This window comes from Gillisia xinjiangensis (assembly GCF_046298265.1).
In the GTDB taxonomy this organism is placed as follows: domain Bacteria; phylum Bacteroidota; class Bacteroidia; order Flavobacteriales; family Flavobacteriaceae; genus Gillisia; species Gillisia xinjiangensis.
On sequence record NZ_JBKAHK010000002.1, the window covers coordinates 47138 to 67888 of the forward strand.

The 20751-nt window shown below is 38.6% G+C and carries 16 protein-coding genes; 11 read left to right on the forward strand and 5 right to left on the reverse strand.

Annotated features, from left to right (window positions below; all coding sequences use genetic code 11):
* Positions 1–3: 3 nt before the first annotated feature.
* Positions 4–1257, reverse strand: coding sequence for an ABC transporter permease (locus ACKGJN_RS01250; RefSeq protein WP_409537597.1), 1254 nt, complete (start codon positions 1255–1257; stop codon positions 4–6).
* A 142-nt stretch (positions 1258–1399) separates the two neighbouring features.
* Here ACKGJN_RS01250 and purH point away from each other — a divergent pair, with 142 nt between their 5' ends.
* Genes purH through rodA form a run of 6 tightly spaced genes read left to right on the forward strand, consistent with a single transcriptional unit; the run spans position 1400 to position 8436 of the window.
* Complete coding sequence (gene purH, locus ACKGJN_RS01255) at positions 1400–2926, forward strand: bifunctional phosphoribosylaminoimidazolecarboxamide formyltransferase/IMP cyclohydrolase (RefSeq protein ID WP_409537598.1); 1527 nt, start codon at positions 1400–1402, stop codon at positions 2924–2926.
* 35 nt (positions 2927–2961) lie between these two features.
* A complete protein-coding gene (locus ACKGJN_RS01260; RefSeq protein WP_006988644.1) occupies positions 2962–3990 on the forward strand; it encodes a rod shape-determining protein in 1029 nt (342 codons plus the stop codon).
* Between the two features lie 10 nt (positions 3991–4000).
* Positions 4001–4822: a rod shape-determining protein MreC gene (gene mreC / locus ACKGJN_RS01265; RefSeq protein ID WP_409537599.1), complete on the forward strand. Its 822-nt coding sequence runs from the start codon at positions 4001–4003 to the stop codon at positions 4820–4822.
* The gene (locus ACKGJN_RS01270) at positions 4815–5321 is read left to right on the forward strand and encodes a rod shape-determining protein MreD (protein ID WP_409537600.1); all 507 of its coding nucleotides are present in this window, start codon (positions 4815–4817) and stop codon (positions 5319–5321) included. The genes mreC and ACKGJN_RS01270 overlap by 8 nt, the downstream gene beginning before the upstream one ends.
* Positions 5318–7186, forward strand: coding sequence for a penicillin-binding protein 2 (gene mrdA, locus ACKGJN_RS01275; RefSeq protein WP_409537602.1), 1869 nt, complete (start codon positions 5318–5320; stop codon positions 7184–7186). Before ACKGJN_RS01270 ends, mrdA begins: the two co-directional genes overlap by 4 nt.
* Positions 7186–8436, forward strand: a complete 1251-nt coding sequence (rodA, locus tag ACKGJN_RS01280) for a rod shape-determining protein RodA (RefSeq protein ID WP_409537603.1) — start codon at positions 7186–7188, stop codon at positions 8434–8436. Before mrdA ends, rodA begins: the two co-directional genes overlap by 1 nt.
* A gap of 479 nt (positions 8437–8915) precedes the next feature.
* Here the strand turns inward: rodA and ACKGJN_RS01285 are convergent, their stop codons facing one another.
* On the reverse strand, positions 8916–11051 hold the full coding sequence (locus ACKGJN_RS01285) for a carboxy terminal-processing peptidase (RefSeq protein ID WP_409537604.1): 2136 nt from the start codon (positions 11049–11051) through the stop codon (positions 8916–8918).
* 147 nt (positions 11052–11198) lie between these two features.
* Between ACKGJN_RS01285 and surE the strand changes: the two genes are divergently transcribed.
* The 5 genes from surE (at position 11199) to ACKGJN_RS01310 (ending at position 16160) form a co-directional block, all read left to right on the forward strand.
* The gene (gene surE / locus ACKGJN_RS01290; protein ID WP_409537605.1) at positions 11199–11981 is read left to right on the forward strand and encodes a 5'/3'-nucleotidase SurE; all 783 of its coding nucleotides are present in this window, start codon (positions 11199–11201) and stop codon (positions 11979–11981) included.
* Positions 11974–12255: a hypothetical protein gene (locus ACKGJN_RS01295; protein ID WP_409537606.1), complete on the forward strand. Its 282-nt coding sequence runs from the start codon at positions 11974–11976 to the stop codon at positions 12253–12255. The genes surE and ACKGJN_RS01295 overlap by 8 nt, the downstream gene beginning before the upstream one ends.
* A gap of 96 nt (positions 12256–12351) precedes the next feature.
* Positions 12352–13467: a lipid-A-disaccharide synthase gene (gene lpxB / locus ACKGJN_RS01300; RefSeq protein WP_409537607.1), complete on the forward strand. Its 1116-nt coding sequence runs from the start codon at positions 12352–12354 to the stop codon at positions 13465–13467.
* 7 nt (positions 13468–13474) lie between these two features.
* Positions 13475–14044 (forward strand): C40 family peptidase, encoded by a 570-nt coding sequence (locus ACKGJN_RS01305; RefSeq protein WP_409537608.1) that lies wholly within the window; start codon positions 13475–13477, stop codon positions 14042–14044.
* A 43-nt stretch (positions 14045–14087) separates the two neighbouring features.
* Positions 14088–16160 carry a ComEC/Rec2 family competence protein gene (locus ACKGJN_RS01310; protein WP_409537609.1) on the forward strand — a complete coding sequence of 691 codons (2073 nt, stop codon included), beginning with the start codon at positions 14088–14090 and terminating at the stop codon, positions 16158–16160.
* Positions 16161–16186: 26 nt separating this feature from the next.
* Here ACKGJN_RS01310 and ACKGJN_RS01315 read toward each other — a convergent pair whose 3' ends face one another.
* From ACKGJN_RS01315 to ACKGJN_RS01325, 3 genes are all read right to left on the reverse strand, one after another.
* On the reverse strand, positions 16187–16738 hold the full coding sequence (locus tag ACKGJN_RS01315) for a thioredoxin family protein (RefSeq protein ID WP_409537611.1): 552 nt from the start codon (positions 16736–16738) through the stop codon (positions 16187–16189).
* A 174-nt stretch (positions 16739–16912) separates the two neighbouring features.
* Entirely contained in the window at positions 16913–18487 is a 1575-nt protein-coding gene (locus ACKGJN_RS01320) for a peptide MFS transporter (RefSeq protein ID WP_409537612.1), read from the reverse strand.
* Between the two features lie 28 nt (positions 18488–18515).
* Positions 18516–20687: a S9 family peptidase gene (locus tag ACKGJN_RS01325; RefSeq protein ID WP_409537613.1), complete on the reverse strand. Its 2172-nt coding sequence runs from the start codon at positions 20685–20687 to the stop codon at positions 18516–18518.
* Between the last annotated feature and the right edge of the window lie 64 nt (positions 20688–20751).

Here is a 20751-nt window from a genome sequence, read left to right on the forward strand (position 1 = left end):
ACATTACATTCCGGTACGTATCGCTTCCACCGGATCCAGTTTAGAAGCGGAAATAGCAGGAATTATCCCGGAGATCAATCCTATAATTGCTGAAACAGCAGTTCCAAGGAACATATTCCAGGGAGAAAGCACAAATTCAAATTCTCCTGTAAATTGTGATGCGCCCATAGAGATAAGCCATACCAGAAACAATCCTACCAAGCCACCTATCACTGCCAGGATTACTGCTTCAAAAAGGAACTGGAACAGGATGAATTTATTTTTTGCGCCAAGGGATTTCTGAATACCAATAAGATTAGTTCTTTCCTTTACACTTACAAACATAATATTTGCGATCCCGAATCCTCCCACCAAAAGCGAAAACCCGCTTATGATAAGGCCAATGAAATTCAACTGGCCGGTGATATTATCGACAAAATCTGCAAAACCCTGTAATTGATTTACAAAAAAATTGCTTACTTCCTCGGGTTTCAATCCCCGGTAATTTCTTAGTTGCTGAGTTAGTACCGCAATAAATTCGGCATTATCCACATCAGCTTCAGGTTTGATTATTATTTGCGGAAAAGTAGATTTATTATTGTCCCCAAAGATCCTGCGAACCACATTTACCGGAACTAAAACTGCTCCGTCTTTTGAATTTCCCAGAAAATTTGCACCTTCCTTTTTCAGAACACCAATAACAGAAAACTTTTGGCCGTATAAACGAAGTTGTTTTCCCATAGGGTCACTTTCTCCAAAAAGATTTTGAGCGATTTCATGACCAATTATAATCACCTGCGATCCACTTACCGCTTCCGATTCATTAAAAAATCTTCCCTCGGCGAGTTCCAGGGCTTCTATATCGTAATATTCTTGTGTAACCGCACCAATCCCAACACCGGTTACCGTAGTTTCTTCATATTTTATTGATTCCTGAGGAACATTTAAAGTATAACTAACAGCTTCAAGGCCGGGCAGGTTTCTCTTTAGATACTGGTATTCATCATAGCTAACATCCGGGAATTGTTGTCTTTTCCAACTGGGAATTTCAGAAGGGCCAAAGGAAAACCGCATTATAATAATGGTGCTGTTGTCCAGGGAACTCAAAGAACCTTTAATTTCCCTTTCAAGGGAATCAACGGCTGCGAGGACCGCGATAATTGAAAAAATCCCAATAGTTACACCAAGAAGGGATAAAAAAGTCCGCAGCTTGTTGTTCCTTAATGCGTTGATAGCAAAATTGAAACTTTCCTTTAGAACCCTAAGATAGATTAGCATAGTAAAAACAGGTGTTTTGCATCGATACTGGATAAGACGCAGCCAAATGAATTTCGTTACATTTTTTTTAAGAAATAAAAGTCCAGATACTTAGATTTTATAGTGATTTAATTACTTTTGCAACCATAACAAACACAACACAATGAGCGAATTAAAATCGGTGAAATCGGCCCTTATTTCTGTATTTGATAAAAAAGGGCTGGCTCCTATAGTACAAAAACTTAATGACCTTGGAATTAAAATTTACTCTACGGGCGGTACCGAAAAGTTTATAAAAGACCTTGGCATTGAAGTTACCGCAGTGGAAGATCTTACCTCCTATCCATCTATTTTAGGCGGAAGAGTAAAAACCCTTCACCCAAAAGTCTTCGGCGGAATTTTAAACCGTCAGGAAAATGCAAGTGATGTTGCAGAGATGAAGGAATATGAGATCCCGCAAATAGATATCGTAATCGTGGATCTTTACCCGTTTGAAAAAACCGTGGCTTCGGGAGCTTCCGAGGAAGATATCGTAGAAAAAATCGATATTGGCGGAATTTCTTTGATTCGCGCAGCAGCAAAAAATTTCAAAGATGTGCTCTGTGTTGCTTCGGTAGAGTATTATTCAGAATTTTTAAACCTTATTTCAGAAAACGGCGGAAAGACCAGTTTGGAAGATCGCAAAAAATTTGCAGCAAAAGCATTTCAGGTCTCTTCGCATTACGATACTGCCATTTTCAACTTTTTTAATTCTGAAGAAAAAGTTTTTAAACAGAGTTTTTCAAAAGGAAAGGAATTGCGCTATGGGGAAAATCCTCACCAAAAAGGGACTTTCTACGGAGATTTTGAGACGGTTTTCAACCAGGTACATGGAAAGGAACTTTCGTACAATAATTTGCTTGATGTGGATGCTGCGGTAAACCTTATGGGTGAATTTAAAGATGATGCACCCACATTTGCAATTCTGAAACACAACAATGCCTGCGGGTTGGCACAACGGGAAACCCTTCACCAGGCATATATGGATGCATTGGCAGGAGATCCAGTTTCAGCTTTTGGAGGAGTTCTTATTAGCAACACCGAAATTGATAAAGCAACCGCTGAAGAGATCCATGAATTATTTTGTGAAGTGGTAATTGCGCCTTCCTATTCAACCGATGCCCTGGAAATTTTAAAAGGAAAGAAGAACAGGATTATCCTGGTTCAAAAAGTTCAGGAGTTTACACAGGAACTTGTAAGAACCTGTTTAAACGGAATTTTAGTTCAGGACAGGGATCATAAAACAGATTCTGTTGAAGATTTAAGCTATGCAACCAACAATAAACCCGCAGAAAACGAGTTAAATGATTTGATTTTCGCATCTAAAATTTGCAAACACACCAAATCCAATACCATCGTTTTAGCAAAAAACAAACAACTACTCGCCAGTGGAACAGGACAAACCTCCCGGGTAGATGCCTTAACCCACAGTATAGAGAAAGCAAATTCCTTTAAGTTTAACCTGAAAGGAGCTGTTATGGCGAGCGATGCTTTTTTTCCTTTTCCAGATTGTGTTGAAATTGCAGGAAATGCGGGAATAACAGCCGTAATTCAACCAGGAGGTTCAATAAAAGACCAATTGAGTATTGATTATTGCAACAAAAATAATATTGCCATGGTGATGACCGGGACACGGCATTTTAAACATTAATTTCACTACATTTACCTAACCTCAACAGATAGAATATGGGATTTTTTGACTTTCTCATTGAAGAAATAGCAATAGATTTAGGAACCGCAAATACTTTGATAATTCATAACGACAAAGTAGTTGTGGATAGTCCTTCCATTGTGGCCCGGGACAGAACCACCGGGAAAATTATAGCCGTGGGAAAAGAAGCTGCCATGATGCAGGGAAAAACCCATGAAAACATAAAAACGATAAGACCTTTGAAAGATGGTGTTATTGCCGATTTTGATGCCAGCGAAAAGATGATAAACATGTTTATCAAGGAAATCCCTGCATTGAAAAAGAGAATGTTTACTCCGGCCTTAAGAATGGTAATTTGTATTCCATCCGGAATTACCGAAGTTGAAATGCGCGCCGTTAAAGAAAGTGCAGAAAGGGTAAATGGAAAAGAAGTATATCTTATTCACGAGCCAATGGCCGCTGCTATTGGAATTGGGGTAGATATCATGCAGCCTAAAGGAAATATGATCGTGGATATAGGTGGTGGAACTACCGAAATTGCAGTGATTGCTTTAGGTGGTATCGTATGTGACAAGTCTATCAAAATCGCAGGAGATGTATTTACCAATGACATCGTTTATTATATGCGCACTCAGCACAATTTATATGTTGGAGAGCGAACTGCTGAAAAAATAAAAATTCAAATTGGAGCCGCTACCGAAGATCTGGAAATTCCACCGGAAGAAATGAGCGTTCAGGGTCGTGATTTACTAACAGGAAAACCAAAACAGGTACAAATCTCGTACAGGGAGATTGCTAAAGCACTGGATAAATCAATTTTAAGAATTGAGGATGCCGTAATGGAAACCTTATCTCAAACCCCGCCGGAACTAGCCGCCGATATTTATAATACCGGGATCTATCTTGCCGGAGGTGGATCTATGTTGAGAGGACTGGATAAGAGATTATCCCTGAAAACCGATCTTCCTGTTTATATCGCCGAAGACCCCCTAAGAGCTGTTGTACGCGGTACCGGAATATGCCTTAAAAACCTGAGCCGATATAAGGGAATATTGATAAAGTAGGAGCCGACTTATGCAGCAGATATTTAATTTTCTTATCCGCAATAAGAATAATATTTTATTCCTGTTGCTGCTGGGGATTTCCTTATTTTTAACAATCCAGTCACATTCATTTCATAAAAGCAAATTTATAAGTTCCGCGAATTTTATCACCGGGGGCGTCTATAACTGGTCCAATAATATTCAAACCTATTTCCACCTTGAAGAATACAATAAAAGGCTGGTGGAAGAAAATAAATACCTGAGAAGCAAACTCACCAATATCCAGGACACTATTTCCGCAGAAAATTTTCTGGATTCCATATCGTACGAAGGAATTTACCAAATTAGAACTGCTACCGTTATAAACAACAACTATTCAAAAACCAATAATTTTATCACGCTTAACAGGGGCAAAAATTCCAATATTGCAACAGAGCAAGGAGTTATAACCAGCCAGGGAATTGTTGGGATCATCGATCAGGTCTCGGCAAACTACTCCAGGGTAATCTCTATTTTAAACAGCAATTCCAGGATCAATGCACAGCTTAAAAAGACCAACCATTTTGGCTCCCTGGTTTGGGATGGCAAAGATCCTAATATAGTCCAATTGATAGATGTCCCAAGACAAGCCCCGGTAAAAAAAGGCGATACCATTATAACCGGTGGAAGATCCCTTATATTTCCTCAGGGAATCCCTATAGGAAATATTACCGATTTTAAACTCGATGTAAGTGAGAGTTACTTTACCATCAACATCAGGCTATTTAATGACATGACCAATATTGGGTATGTGTATATCATAGAAAACAAAGATAAAGCCGAAATAAAAGCTCTGAAAAACAGCGATGACTAGCGCAATAACAGCAAATATAATCCGCTTTATAATTTTGGTACTGTTACAGGTTTTACTCCTTAACAATATCAACTTTCTTGGTTATATCAACCCTTATCTTTATGTATTGTTTTTGGTTTTATATCCCTTTAACACTTCACAAACTTTATTTTTGCTGGTAGCATTTTTATTGGGAATAACTATTGATACCTTTGAGGATAGCGGGGGAATAAATGCAGCTGCCTGTGTTGTTGTTGCTTTTATAAGGCCGGCGGTTTTAAGGTTCTCCTTTGGAGTAAGTTATGACTATCAAACCGTTAAGTTGGCGAATACTCCCTTTGGAGCAAGATTGAGTTATATTTTAATCCTGGTTTTTGTTCACCATTTTATTTTATTCACCCTGGAAATGTTTGATTTTTCCCATATCTTTTTGATTGCGAAAAAGACCTTATTTTCAGGAATTTTCACTGTAATATTGATCCTGATTAGCTTAACGCTTTTCAAACCGAAACGAAGATGAGAAGAATATTACTATATATAATTATTATAACTACCGGAATCATTTTTCTGGCAAGACTCTTTTATTTACAGGTCATCGATGAATCTTTTGTGCGCTTATCTGAAGATAATGCCATTAAAGTTGTCTATGATTATCCGCAGCGGGGCTACATTTTTGACAGGAATGGGGAATTGCTGGTATCCAATCAACCTTCCTACGATGTAATGGCAATTCCGCGCAATGTAAAGGTATTCGATACAGCCGAATTTTGCAGGATTTTAAAGATTACCCCGGAAGCATTGGCCTCAAAACTGGATAATGCAAAAATCTATTCCCCAAGACTTCCTTCCATTATAGTTCCCCAGTTAACCAAATCTGAATACGCCTATTTACAGGAAAAAATGCGTAATTATGAGGGGTTTTATATTCAAAAGCGTTCTTTAAGGGATTATCAAACTCATAACGGATCTAATGTTTTAGGTTATATAGCCGAAGTAAACAGGAAGATCATTGAGGGAAATCCGTATTATATATCCGGGGATTTAATAGGAAAGCAGGGAATAGAAGGTTATTACGAAGAATTGCTCCGCGGGGTAAAAGGGGTGAAATATATTCAAAAAGATAGATTTAACCGTGATATTGGAGCATTTAAAGATGGGATTTATGATACACTTCCAAAAAAAGGAAAAGATGTCACCATAACAATTGATGGCGTTTTACAGGCATACGGAGAGAAATTAATGAAAAACAAATGGGGTGGTATAGTTGCACTTGAACCGGCAACGGGCGAAATACTGGCCTTGGTTACGGCACCATCCTATGATCCGGCTTTACTGGTTGGAAGACAGCGTTCCAGTAATTTTACCGAACTCTATTATGACACCATCGCCCGCCCGCTTTATGACCGTGGATTACAGGCAGAATATCCTCCCGGGTCTCCTTTTAAAACCATCAATGCACTCATAGCCTTGCAGGAAGAAGTGGTAACTACCCAGGACAGGGTTTCCTGCAGTATGGGATATGTTTTTGGCCGGGGAAGGAAAATGGGATGTCACGCACACCCTTCTCCTTTGAATATGGTTCCCGGGATCGCCCAATCCTGTAATGCATATTTTGCTACTGTGTACCGCCGCATAATTGAAAAATTCCCAACTCCACAGGAAGGAATAGATACCTGGGCAAATCACCTTAAAAGTTTTGGTTTGGGAAATTATCTGGGTTCCGATCTAAGTACAGGAAGACCAGGAAAAATTCCAACCGCCGATTATTATAACAGGATTTATGATTATCCCACCTATAAATGGTATTCCACAGCTACTATATCCAATGCGATAGGACAGGGAGAAGTTTTGATGACTCCTATTCAACTGGCCAACATGACCGCCGCAATTTCAAATAAAGGCTGGTTCTACACACCTCATATTTTAAAGGAAATTGAAGGAAATCCAATAAAAGACAAGGAATTTACAGAGAAAAAATATACCACCATAGATCCTAAACATTTTGAACCTGTAGTAGAAGGAATGCACCAGGTTTATAAAAGTGGAACTGCCTCCTCACTTAGGATACCCGGCATTGAAATCGCAGGAAAGACAGGAACGGCTGAGAATTTCACGAAAATTGGAACAAAACGGGTTCAGCTAACAGATCATTCAATTTTTATAGCTTTTGCACCGGTAGACAATCCTAAGATCGCCATTGCAGTTTTTGTGGAAAATGGATATTGGGGAGGAAGATATGCAGGAAGGATCGCAGGTTTAATGATCGAGAAATATCTTAAAGGGACTATTAGCAGAACCGATATGGAAAACTGGATCCTAACCCATAGCCTGGAGGAGGAATATAAAAAACCATATTCCGGAGAACCTTTTACAATTAATAAATAATGTCAAAAAGTTCTGTTTCTTTTGACTGGTTAACTATTTTGATCTATTTGCTACTGGTAAGTTTTGGATGGATCAATATCTATTCTGCCTCTCTGGGAGATAATCCTTCCTCGATTTTTGACTTTAGTCAGGTTTATGGAAAGCAAGCCGTCTGGATCCTGCTTAGCTTTTTTATGATTGTAGTACTGCTTTCTATTGAAGCAAGGTTCTATATGCGGTTTTCCAGTGTCATCTATATAATATCCCTAATTTCAATTTTAGGCTTATTTGCATTTGGTAAAACCATTAATGGCGCGACTTCCTGGTATGTATTTGGAGGAATAAGCATTCAGCCTGCAGAATTTGCAAAAGTGGCTACAGCACTCGCATTAGCCAAATATATTGGGGATATTCAAACCAATATTAAGATCTTTTCAAATCAAATCAAGGCATTTCTTATAATCATCCTTCCCGCATTAATTATTTTACCTCAACCCGATGCAGGTAGTGCTTTGGTGTATTCCGCATTTCTATTTCCGCTTTACCGGGAAGGTTTATCCGGGGTTTATCTTTTCCTGGGTTTTGCTGCGATAGCCGTTTTTGTTTTCACCTTATTGTTTGGCCCTTTATATGTAGCCATTGCAATTGGGGTTATTGCGCTTATTAGTTTATTTCAAAAACGCAGGAATCGCCCGGGTTACTTGCTTTTACTTGGCACGATAGTTTTAGCCATAGGCTATTCCTATTCTGTGGATTATATTTTTGAAAACATGTTTGAACAGCGTCATAGAGACCGGTTTAATATTGTCCTTGGCCAGGAAGTAGATGCAAAGGGAATAGGATATAACACCAATCAAAGTGAAATTGCTATTGGTAGCGGAGGCTGGTTAGGAAAAGGCTGGACAGAAGGAACTCAAACAAAAGGCCAGTTTGTTCCAGAACAGCATACAGATTACATATTCAGCACAGTAGGAGAAGAATGGGGATTTCTGGGCACTTCGCTGGTTACTCTTCTTTTTGTGTTATTAATGCTGCGGATTCTATTTCTGGCGGAAAGGCAAAAATCGCAGTTCAACAGGGTTTACGGTTATAGCGTTGTAGGGATCCTGTTCATTCATTTCCTTGTAAATATAGCTATGGTAATAGGCATATTCCCTACAGTAGGAATCCCGCTTCCCTTCTTCAGTTATGGAGGTTCGGGCCTATGGGGCTTTACCATCCTTCTGTTTATATTTATTAAACTGGATTCTGAAAGAATGTCTTTTTCATAAGTTTATGTAAAACAACAACAAACTTTTTGAGTAGCCGCTGAAAGGAGAATTCGTACAAGTACACCCGGTATTTTTACATCAGTTTATCTCTTTATTTCACAGGGTCCATTAAAGACTTTAAGTTCCTGCCAACCTTCAAAAAAAAGAGGTTATGTTTTAGAGCATTGGGGATTAATTTATAGATCTCAATTAGGATTTGCCGTTTTTGCTTCATTCCAAATTTGACTACAAAGTACACCAAGAGAAAACCCGCCGAGTACACAAAGAAAAAATGAGGATTTAAATTGAACCGCATGGATAATCATTGAATTGCAAATAATAAAAAGGGACTACCTGACAAAAGAACCCCATGAATTGCAAGACTTTGTGGTCTTTGGGGAACCTTTGTGCACTTTGTGGTTAAAAACAGAACCAAAAAAGAAAACCCTTCAAAAGCAAATTTTACTTATGAAGGGTTTTAGGATTGATTTTATATTTTGCTAATTTTTAATGGTAGCAAACTTTCTTTTTTTAATGTTGTTAAGCTGAATATCATCCAATACATTAATGGCTTCCTCCACATACACATCACCGGTTAAGCTGGTATGCCAGCGGTCTCTTTTCTCCTTAAGAATGGTATCGCTTTTATACATTTCCATTTCATAGGGCAAGGAATTATATGTTAGGTTGGAAGTGTAATTTGAAATTGCATCATATTTCTTTGCCTCATCTTCGAGATTTTCCCTCTGGGCCTGATAATTGTTAAAATTTAGCGAATAAACTTCATTATTTCGTTGCTCTTTTACCCATTTGGCATTTTCAGCAATAAGATTTAACTGTTGATTATCCTTCATTCTTTCCCTGCTGTTTTCAATGGTTACATTAAAATCCACATAACCATTCCAGGGCTTATATTTTGCAGCAGCAATTTGATCCCAGGGTAATGGATTATCGTAATCCTTTTCTCCTATGTCTATATAACTGTACCTGTCTGGAATTACGATATCGCTTTTAACACCTTCCAACTGTGTAGAACCTCCATTTACACGGTAAAATTTTTGAGTGGTCAATTTTAGTGCTCCTAAATCTCCATACTCGTTGCTTCTCACGGTAGTATTTAGATCGATTACATTTTGCACCGTTCCTTTACCATAGGTTTGTTTACTTCCAATAATAATTGCTCTTTTATAATCCTGCATTGCAGCCGCAAGAATTTCTGAAGCTGAAGCCGAAAGTTCATTTACCAAAATTACCAGTGGCCCGTCCCAAACAATGCTGGGGTCTCTATCTTCCAGGACTTCCTGTCCTTCCATTTTTGATTTCACTTGTACGATAGGGCCTTTCTCGATAAATAAGCCTGCGATATCCACAACTGTTTTTAAAGACCCACCTCCATTATTCCTTAGGTCCAGAACCAGTCCTTCCATTCCTTCTTTTTTAAGCCGAATGATCTCTTCCTTAACATCAGATGCAGCATTACGCTCGGAATAATCTTCCATGTTGAAATAAAATTTTGGAAGATTTATCAGGCCGAAAGTTTTTCCGTCCTTCTCTACTTTTGCCGATTTAGCATAAGTTTCTTCCAGTTCAACCACATCGCGGGTAATGGTAACATCTTCAATATTTCCTAACACTTTTTTCTTTAATGTTAAGGTTACTTTAGAACCCTTTGGTCCCTTTATTAAATTAACCGCATCATCAAGACGCATCCCAATAATACTCACAGGTTCTTTTTCATTCTCCTGTTTCACTTTTATAATAACATCCCCTTCGTGCAGCTTATCGCTTAACCAGGCCGGACCACCGGAAATTACTTCCATAATAGTAATATCATCGCTCTTCTTTTGTAAACGAGCTCCAATTCCTTCCAGTTTACCAGACATTGCTATATCAAACCTATCTTTATCCTGTGGTGCAAAATAGAATGTGTGAGGATCAAATTCTTCAACAATTGCATTGATATAGACGGTAAAATAATCCTTCCGCTCCAAATCCTCACTAAAATCAAAATATTCATCCATTGAAGTCAATACAGAATTTCTTGCTTCCACTTCTAGTTCGGTATCGGTTTTAACTTCCATGTCTGGAGTATTCTCCAACTGTTTTTTCTGATCATTTTTTAGATCGTAAAAATTCCCAAGGCTACTAAATTTAAGTTGCTTTCTCCATCGTTCTTTCAAATCGGCGCGGGAATCAACATATTCTACCTCCTCGTAATTGGTATTTATATCTTCCTCTTCTGAAAAATCAAAAGGTTCGGCCAATATTTCCTTGTAAATACCTCTTACTTCAGCCATTCTTTCCTGAAGTCTTGAATGGGTAATATCAAAAAAACTGAGTTCTTTATTCTTGATCTGGTCATCTATCTGATCTTCAAATTTTGAAAATTCAGCAAAATCTTCCGCATAAAAAAACCGTTTCAAAGGATCTATCGCAGCCAAATAATCTTTATAAACCTCTTTGGAAAAGCTGTCATCAATAGTTTTAGCATCATAATGCCCCTTTTCAAGTACATAGGTAATTAAATCTATAAGAAGCTTATCCTTGTTGGGATCGTTAAACTGTTTGGCAGTAAAACTACAGGAGGTCACTGCCATAAGCAGCACCAAAAACAAAATTTTATAATTCCTTTTCATAAATCGGTTAATTTTCATCATTAATTTTCAAACAAATTACATAAAAAATTGTGCCAAGAGTAACGATTTGCATAAATAATTTGTTGAACGCCTAAGATATACTTTCCTTTGAAAAGTATTATTTTAGCAAATCATAAAAAAAACTAAATGCCCCAAAAAAAACCTTTGATTTTAGTGACCAATGACGATGGAATTACAGCACCTGGAATCCGGGCTCTTATTGAGGTGATGAAAACCCTTGGGGATGTAATCGTAGTTGCGCCAGATAGTCCACAAAGCGCGATGGGACATGCAATTACCCTTAACGATACTTTATATTGCGATCCCGTGATGATAAAAGAAAGTTATAACCATAAGGAATACAGTTGTTCGGGAACGCCTGCCGATTGCGTAAAAATAGCCACACAGGAAATCCTGCATCGCAAGCCGGATCTATGCGTTAGCGGAATCAATCACGGATCAAATTCCTCCATAAATGTAATTTACTCCGGTACCATGAGTGCCGCGGTAGAAGCCGGGATAGAAGGGATTCCCGCAATTGGATTTTCCCTTACCGATTATTCCCTCAACGCCAATTTTGAGCCTTGTAAGAAATTCGTAAAGTCTATCACCAAAAATGTTTTAAAAAATGGCCTGCCAAAAGGGGTTGTCTTAAATGTTAACTTGCCTAAATTGAAGGAAGAAGACATTAAAGGCATCAAAATATGCCGACAGGCAAAAGCATATTGGGTTGAAGAATTTGATAAGCGAACCAACCCTCAGGGAAGAGATTACTATTGGCTTACCGGCAAATTCGTAAATGAAGACAATGGCCAGGACACCGATGAATGGGCACTGGAAAATGGATATGTATCTGTGGTTCCGGTTCAGTTTGATCTAACAGCTCATCATTTTATTCAGGATTTAAACAGCTGGAAGTTAAATGATTAAAAGGAAAATATTGATAGGATTCCTAACAGGAATCTTTGCCAATTCGGCAGGGATCTTTCTTTACATCTCATTTTTTTCAGAAATGAATTTAGCATCCACTATTAAGGATGCTGTTAAGAACGACTATTTAGGAAAGGTGATCGCTTTGGGTGCCGCTTTAAATTTTCTTCCGTTTTTTATATTTTTAAAAAAGGATCAAATATACCAGGCCCGCGGAGTTATTCTTGCAAGCTTACTTTCCGCCATTACAATTGCTGTTATTAAATTTTTATAAAGCTTATGAAATGAGCATACCGGAAACTCGTTAGCAATCACCAATGAAGATATGCCAATTGCATATAACCTTTAAAAAAACAATAGATATTTACAGATGAAATATTACATCATAGCCGGAGAGGCATCGGGAGATCTTCACGCCTCCAATCTTATGAAAGCTTTGTTAAAGGAGGACCCAAATGCCGATTTTCGGTTTTGGGGTGGGGATTTAATGCAAAAGGTTGGCGGGGTTCTGGTTAAACATTACCGGGAACTGGCTTTTATGGGTTTTGTGGAAGTGCTTTTCAATTTAAAAACCATCTTCAGGAATATTTCTCTATGTAAGGAAGACATTACCTCATATCAACCAGATGCCATCATTTTTATAGATTATCCCGGGTTTAATCTCAGGATCGCAAAATGGGCCAGGGAACAGGGGTTTGCCACACATTTCTATATTTCTCCACAAATATGGGCCTGGAAGGAAAACAGGATCGCAGAAATAAAGAGGGATATAGACCACATGTATGTGATCCTTCCTTTTGAAAAGGACTTTTACGAGAAAAAACATAATTTCCCCGTTCATTTTGTAGGCCATCCCCTGCTCGATGCCATCGCACATCAGGAACTGGTTATTCCAAAAGATTTCAAAAAGGAGCATAACCTGGATAGCCGGCCTGTTATAGCGTTACTTCCGGGAAGCAGAAAACAGGAAATATCGAAAATGTTGGAAACTATGCTCAGCATTACCGACGATTTCAAGGAGTATCAGTTTGTAATTGCAGGAGCCCCAAGCCAGGAACCTGAATTTTATAAGCCGTTTATCAAGAAGAAGAATGTGCATTTGGTGATGAACAAAACCTATGATGTTTTAAGTCTTTCCACCGCTGCCCTGGTAACTTCTGGAACGGCGACCCTGGAAACGGCATTGTTCAAGGTTCCGGAAGTAGTTTGTTATAAGGGAAGCAGTATTTCCTACCAAATCGCAAAACGTATTATTAAATTAGACTATATTTCCCTGGTTAATTTGATCATGGAAAAAGAAGTGGTCAAGGAATTAATTCAAAATGAGTTCAATACAAAATCCCTGAAGAGAGAATTGGAAAAAATACTGATTTTTGAAAACCGGAAAACAATTTTTGGAGGCTATTTTGAGTTAGAAAGAAAGTTGGGTGGCGCTGGTGCCAGTGAGAAAACCGCCCGATTGATCCATAATTCTCTTAAAAACTGATTTTCTGATGGGTTTTAATCTCCCCCGAACAATTTTATTCCTGGTCCTTGGCAGTTTCTTAACCTCCTGCGGAACCTCCAAATCCCGAACCTCCAAACGATCGGAAAAATCGATTGTTACAGAATGGAAAACCGAATTGGCCCCACCTCAAAACAAGATGAATACCGCTCCTCCTGAAGCAAAACCGGAAGATACCCGGGTTTACAATATCACCTCCTATGCCCTGGATTTTAAAGGGACCAAATATAAATACGGCGGGACAACGCGCGATGGAATGGACTGTTCGGGATTGGTTTATACCTCATTTTTGCAGGAAAATATCGCTTTGCCACGGTCTTCACGAGCTATGTCCTTGCAAGGGGAACGACTTTCCCTGGTAGATGTAAATATTGGAGATCTGTTGTTTTTTGAAACAAATAAGAATAAAAAAGTGATCAACCACGTAGGCCTTGTGGTAGAGATCCAACCGGGACATATTTTATTTATTCACTCCAGCAGCTCCCGCGGAGTGATAATTTCTTCCCTTGCAGATAATTATTGGTTTGAGCATTTTGTCATGGCACGCCGGGTGATCTAATTTTTGTAGTACCTTGATGTAGAAAAACCGTCAAAAACAAAAATTGATCAATTTTACACTCATAAAAATTGCAATTTCCCTAATCGCGGGAATCGTCCTGGGATTTTATTTTAAATTCCCGGTTTCCTCCTTATTACCCTTTGGCCTGGTAGTGTTCATCAGTTTTATCTTTAGTTTTTTCAGAGCCCGAAAACTATTTTTTCAGGATGTTTTCTTCGGAATAAATTGTGCGCTGATATTCCTGTTCCTTGGTTTCCTGGGCGCTTCTCTGCAGCTTCCGGAAAACGACCCCGATCATTACATCCATCAAATTTCTGAAAATTCTAAGGTATCCGGTCAAATTTTCATTGCCGAAGTCACCGAAAAATTGAAACCGGGATTATTTCAGGATAAATACATTGTTTCGGTAAAAAGTATTCAGGATAAAGAAGCAACCGGCAAAATCCTTTTAAATATCACAAGAACTCCGGAGATGCAGGAATTCCAACCCGGAAACCTGCTGGCCTTGCCATTTCTCGTATCAAATATAAATACACCCCTAAATCCGCATCAGTTCAATTACAGGGAATATATGGCTAATCTGGGAGTTTCAGGACAGCTTAATCTTAGCAGGAATGAAGTTCTGCAAATGCAGGTTTCCAATTCGGGAATAAGACCTCTGGCGGGGCAGGTTCGCAACAAAATAATCACCGAATTACGGCAGCACGAATTTGCTCCCCAGGAACTTGCTATTGTACAGGCGCTCCTGTTAGGACAACGACAGGATATAAGCCCTGAAATTTACAGCAATTATGCCGCCGCCGGAGTGATTCACATCCTGGCGGTATCTGGATTGCATGTTGGGATCATCCTGCTTTTATTAAACCATTTCTTAAAACCTGTAGAACGAATTCGTTATGGAAAACACCTAAAAACAATACTTCTCATTTTTTTACTGTGGGGATTTGCGGTGCTGGCAGGTTTGTCTCCTTCTGTAGTTCGGGCTGTGAGCATGTTTTCCTTTATTGCCATAGCAATGCAACTCAACAGGCGCAGCAGCATACTCAACGCGCTCTTCACCTCCCTCATCTTTTTGCTGCTCATAAACCCGTATTTTATATTCCAGGTTGGATTTCAACTGAGTTATGCGGCAGTGCTTAGCATTGTTCTAATTCAACCACACCTGTTTGGTTTATTCACCCCCAGGTTTCGCCTCTTTAAATATATGTGGGGAATTTTAACAGTAACCGGTGCCGCGCAAATTGGGGTTTTGCCGCTAAGTCTGTTTTACTTCCATCAGTTCCCGGGCTTGTTCTTTATTTCAAATTTAGTGATTCTACCTTTTTTAGGTTTGCTGCTGGGGTTGGGAATCATGGTTATGCTGCTTGCTGTTGTTGGTCTTTTACCAGAACTTTTGACCCTCGTTTATGCAGAAATGATTCAGCTTTTAAACGATTTCGTCTCTTTTATAGCTTCAAAAGAGGACTTCATATTTCAGGAAATTTACTCTTCAGCCTTGCTACTTATGGCTTCTTATCTCCTTGTATTTTCGTTTGTTTTTCTTCTGAAGAAGTTCAATTATCAAAATATAGTGTTCCTGCTTATAGCAACCGGGATTCTACAAACCGTATTTATTTACGAAAAGAATTCAGCTAATAGTGAAGAAGGGATCATTTTTCATAAAAGCAGAAATTCCATATTGGGAGAAAAAACCGGAAATCAACTGGTTTTACATCACAACCTGGATACAACTGCCATTTCTCAAACCCTGATAAGGAGTTTTAAAACCGGTAAGAATATTAAGCATCTCGAGGAAATTCCACTTAAAAACCTTTATCAAATAGCCGGGAAAACTATTTTCGTTATCGACAGCAGTGGGATTTTTGATATTCCTGGGTTAAAACCCCAGGTTATTTTACTGATTAACTCCCCCAAGATAAATTTAGACCGGCTATTAACCCAAATGAATCCTGAAATGCTGGTGGCCGATGGAAGCAATTATCCCAGTTATATAAGCCGATGGCAAAAAACAGGGCAACAAAAAAAAGTCCCTTTTCACGCTACTGGCGAAAAGGGAGCTTTTATATTTTATAATTCCCAGGAAATTTTGGGAGGAACATCAGTTAACCCGGAATAAACCGGAGGGCACGATAGGATTAAGTTTTAGTCTTTAAAACTGCCTTTAAAATTCTTTTCGTATGCCTGCCAGGCTTCAGGGGAATTCAACTTCATATAATCGTTATTGGCGATCATTTTTAGATAGATCTCAAGTTGTTGGGGAGTTCGATATCCCGTTACCGGGGCGATCACATTGGATTTTTCATCAAAAAACACAAGACTTGGATATCCTGAGATTTTCAGGGCATTTGCAAAAAAGTGCTGGCTATTCCTCCCCTTTCTTTCAGGATCGAAATTAGGATTTGTATACTTGAAATCTTTATAGGTAATTTCTTCAGTCCCTTCAGCATTAAACTTTACTGCATAAAAATGTTTATTGATGAAATTGATCACATCTTTATTTGTGAACGTGTTTTTATCAAGGAGTTTGCATGGGCCACACCAGGTGGTATAAGCATCCATGAATATTTTCTTTGGTGCTTTTTTCTGTGCAGCCAAAGCTTCATTCATACTCATCCAATTGATCTCCTGCGCCTGGAATTCGGCTACGGAAAAAGTAAACAAAAGGATTCCAATTAGTAATTTTATATGCTTCATATGTTCGGAGTTTAAAGTTTCGTGAACCTATGCAACTTTCATAGAATGAATTTTGCTATTTCAGCAATCCCCTTCATTGAATGTTTCATTCACTAAAAATATCAGTGAACAGGGGAAATTCAAATATCATTCCGTTTTTACAAATGAAAGTCCGGTATTCAATAAACTATAAAATTACCTTTTTATTTCTGTATCTGCAAGCTCATAAGGTTCCTGTTCCATCATTTCCCGCTCATTGTCTTCTGCGCCGTGGGTAAGCCTTTTAAGAGGCTTCAGCATAATTAAAACTATAGATGCAAAGGTTACAGTAAAAATTGTTATTCCGGAGAAAATTGCGATATCTCCAGCTTCTGCAGCAAAAGCTCCCAGTTCTCCTGCCACTTTATTTCCTAAACCGGTGGCTGCAAAATAAACCCCCATCATTAAAGATGCATATTTTACCGGCGCCAGCTTGGTTATAAAAGATAAGGCTACAGGAGAGGAACATAATTCCCCTATGGTATGGAAAAGGTATGCAAATACCAGCCAGTACATTGCAGAAGATCCATTTGTTTCAAACTGAAGGGCTGCAAATACCATAAATACGAAACCAAATCCCATAATAATAACCCCAATGGCCATTTTAAAGATGGAAGAAGCTTCCTTGCTTTTAAGTTTTCGTTTTGCCCAGAAATTGGCAACAAGAACTCCAAATATTATTATGAACATCGCATTTAATGACTGAAACCAGGAAGCAGGAATTTCATTTCCAATCCCCAAAGGCAAATTAAATGGTATCGTTCTGTTTGTATTATCCAGGGCGTAGATATTCATCAACCCACCAGCTTGTTCAAAAGCACCCCAGAATACGATCACGAGGATAAAGGAAAGCAGCATAACCACATACCTGTCCTTCATAACCTGTGTGGTAAGGTCTTTATAAACCATCATCATCATAGCCACAACCAGGGTTAGAAAAATAAATAAAACCCCGTAGGCGATGCCCATTGTAAACATACCCCAAATGGAACCTCCAAAGAGGATTAAAGTAATTACCAATTGCATAGGAGAATTAAACAAATCTGCAAACAACTTCCCTAAAGAAGCACCTTCATCCCGTTCTACTTTCGATAGAAGATTTCCTACATTGGTAAGGTATTTTTGTCCCCATAGGTAAACCAGCAATCCAAGTGCCATTGCAATACCTGCAAGTCCAAAACCATAATGCCATCCATAAACCTCCCCAACGGTTCCTACTATAATACTGGATAGAAAAGCACCTACATTAATCCCTATATAGAAAATTGTAAATCCTTTGTCCCTTCTAATATCACCTTCCCTGTAAAGGCCGCCAACCATGGTAGAGATATTGGGTTTTAAAAGACCAACTCCGGCAATGATCAACCCTAAACCTGTATAAAAGGCCCACATTTCTTCAACAGCAAGAATTCCGTGGCCAATAACCAGGATTATTCCACCTATTAAAACGGCCTTCTTTTGCCCAAAAACCTTATCGGCTAAAATACCTCCGGGAATGGAAACCACATATACAAGCATGGTATACCAGCCATAAAGCGCAAGTGCTTCCACCTGAGTCCAACCTAATCCCGCATTTCCTTCGGTGGTGGCACTTACAAGATATAAAACCAAAATAGCGCGCATCCCATAATAGGAAAAGCGTTCCCACATTTCTGTGAAAAATAAAATAAACAAACCAATCGGATGTCCGAATAATTCTTTTTGATTAACTGGAGGTGCAGTATTAGCCATTTATAGTTGATTTATTAGTGTTTGGTTATTATAAATTTTCCTTGATAAAATTTGTCATTTTTGTGTAAAGATGTAAGCGGGTATTACCGCCATAGATCCCGTGATTCTTATCTGGATAAAGGGCCCAGTCAAACTGTTTGTTTTCCTGTACCAGGGCTTCTATAAGCCGCATCGTATTTTGAACGTGCACATTATCATCGGCTGTTCCATGAACCAATAAGTAATCTCCTTTCAATTTTTCCACGTGATTAATCGGAGAGTTTTCATCATACCCTGAAGGGTTTTCCTGAGGTGTGGTCATATAACGTTCGGTATAGATGGAATCATAAAATCTCCAGCTGGTAACCGGCGCTACTGCTATGGCCATAGAAAACACGTCATTACCTTTAAGGATGGCATTTGTAGACATAAATCCTCCATAACTCCATCCCCAGATACCTATTCGCTCTTCATCTATAAAATCTAAACTGCCAAATTTTTTGGCGGCCTCTATTTGATCTTCCAGTTCGTATTTCCCAAGTTCATTCTGAGTCACTTTTTTAAAGGCCGCACCTTTAAAGCCGGTACCTCTTCCATCGACCGTAGCGATGATATAACCTTCGTTTGCAAGCATTTGATACCAGTAATCATTTGTTCCGAAGTAGGTATTGGAAACTTGCTGTGAACCGGGTCCGGAATACTGAAACATCAAAAGCGGATATTTTTTAGACGGATCAAAATCTGAAGGTCTAATCATCCACATATTCAGTTCATTTCCGTTAATCTCTATGGTTGAAAGTTCTTTTGGAGAAAAACCGTAGGCTTTTTCCTTTTCAAGCAATTCCGTATTGTCTTTTATCTTCCTTATAAGTTTTCCGTTTTTGGCATCGTGCAGCGTAAAAACGTAAGGCGTTTTGGTATTTGTAAAGGAATTGATAAAATAGGTATAATCTGCGCTAAAATCTGCGCGGTTGGTTCCTTCTTTTTCGGTTAAGCGTTTTTTGTTTTTCCCATTGGCACTTATGGAATAAACAGTTCTGTTCACGCTTCCATCCTCTGTGCTTTGGTAAAAAACCATTTTTGATTTAGGATCAAATCCGTAATAATTGGTCACTTCCCAGTTTCCTTTGGTAATCTGGTTGATGAGTTTTCCGTTTTTATCGTAGTGATAAATGTGATTCCATCCATCTTTTTCACTGGTCCAGATAAAACTGTTATCCGCAAGAAAAGTAAGATTGTCGGTAATATCAACATACGCCTTATCAACTTCCTGCAAAACCACCTTAACTTCACCTTTTTGAGTATTCACAAAAATAAGGTCAAGCTCGTTCTGATGACGATTTAGAACCTGAACGCTCAATATATCCGGGTGGTTGGTCCATTTTATCCTTGGAATATAAAAATCTTCATAATCTCCAAGAGCGATATCTTTTGTTTCAGCAGCGTTTAGCTCGTAGATATGCAAAGATACTTTTGCATTCTCTTCTCCCGCTTTAGGATATTTAAAAACATCTGCTCCGGGATAGAGTTCATCTCCATATACATCCATAGAAAATTCGGGAACACTGGCTTCGTCGAATTTTAAAAATGCGATCTTCGATCCGTTCCCATTCCAGGCGAAGGCACGAACAAAAGCAAATTCCTCTTCATACACCCAATCTGTAATCCCATTGATGATTTCATTTTTTTTCCCATCGGAAGTAATTTGAATTTCTTCTTCTGAAGCAAGGTCCTTCACATACAAATTATTGTTGTGTACATAGACTATTCTAGTGCCGTTTGGGGAGAAGGTTGGTTCCTGTATTTTTTTATCGGTTAATTTTTTTAATGTTTTGGAGGTGATATCATACACAAAATAGATGCCGCGGGAAGAATGCCTGTAGATTTGCTCCACCTGGGTTCCAAGCAGGATCTTACTCTCATCATCGCTTAACTCATATCCCTGAAACTTTGAGATTTCTTCGAGAGCTGCAGAATTCACCAAAGTGCCTGTTTTTTCACCAGATTTATATGCATACACATCTATACTGGAAGTTCCGGCATCGCGATCCTGATTAAGAACAATATATTCCTTTCCATTTTTTAAGGAATTAAGGGATTCCAATCGCTCCTGACTGAATGTCCCGCCCCAGATCTCTTCCAGAGTAATCTCTTTTTGCTGGGCAAAAACAGCGGTTGTTGTGATAAAAAAAAGACTGAAAATAAATTTTGATAATTTCATTTGTAAGGAAATAAATTTTTCAGGCCAAGTTTACTAAAAATTCAGCAAAAAATGGCGTATTTGA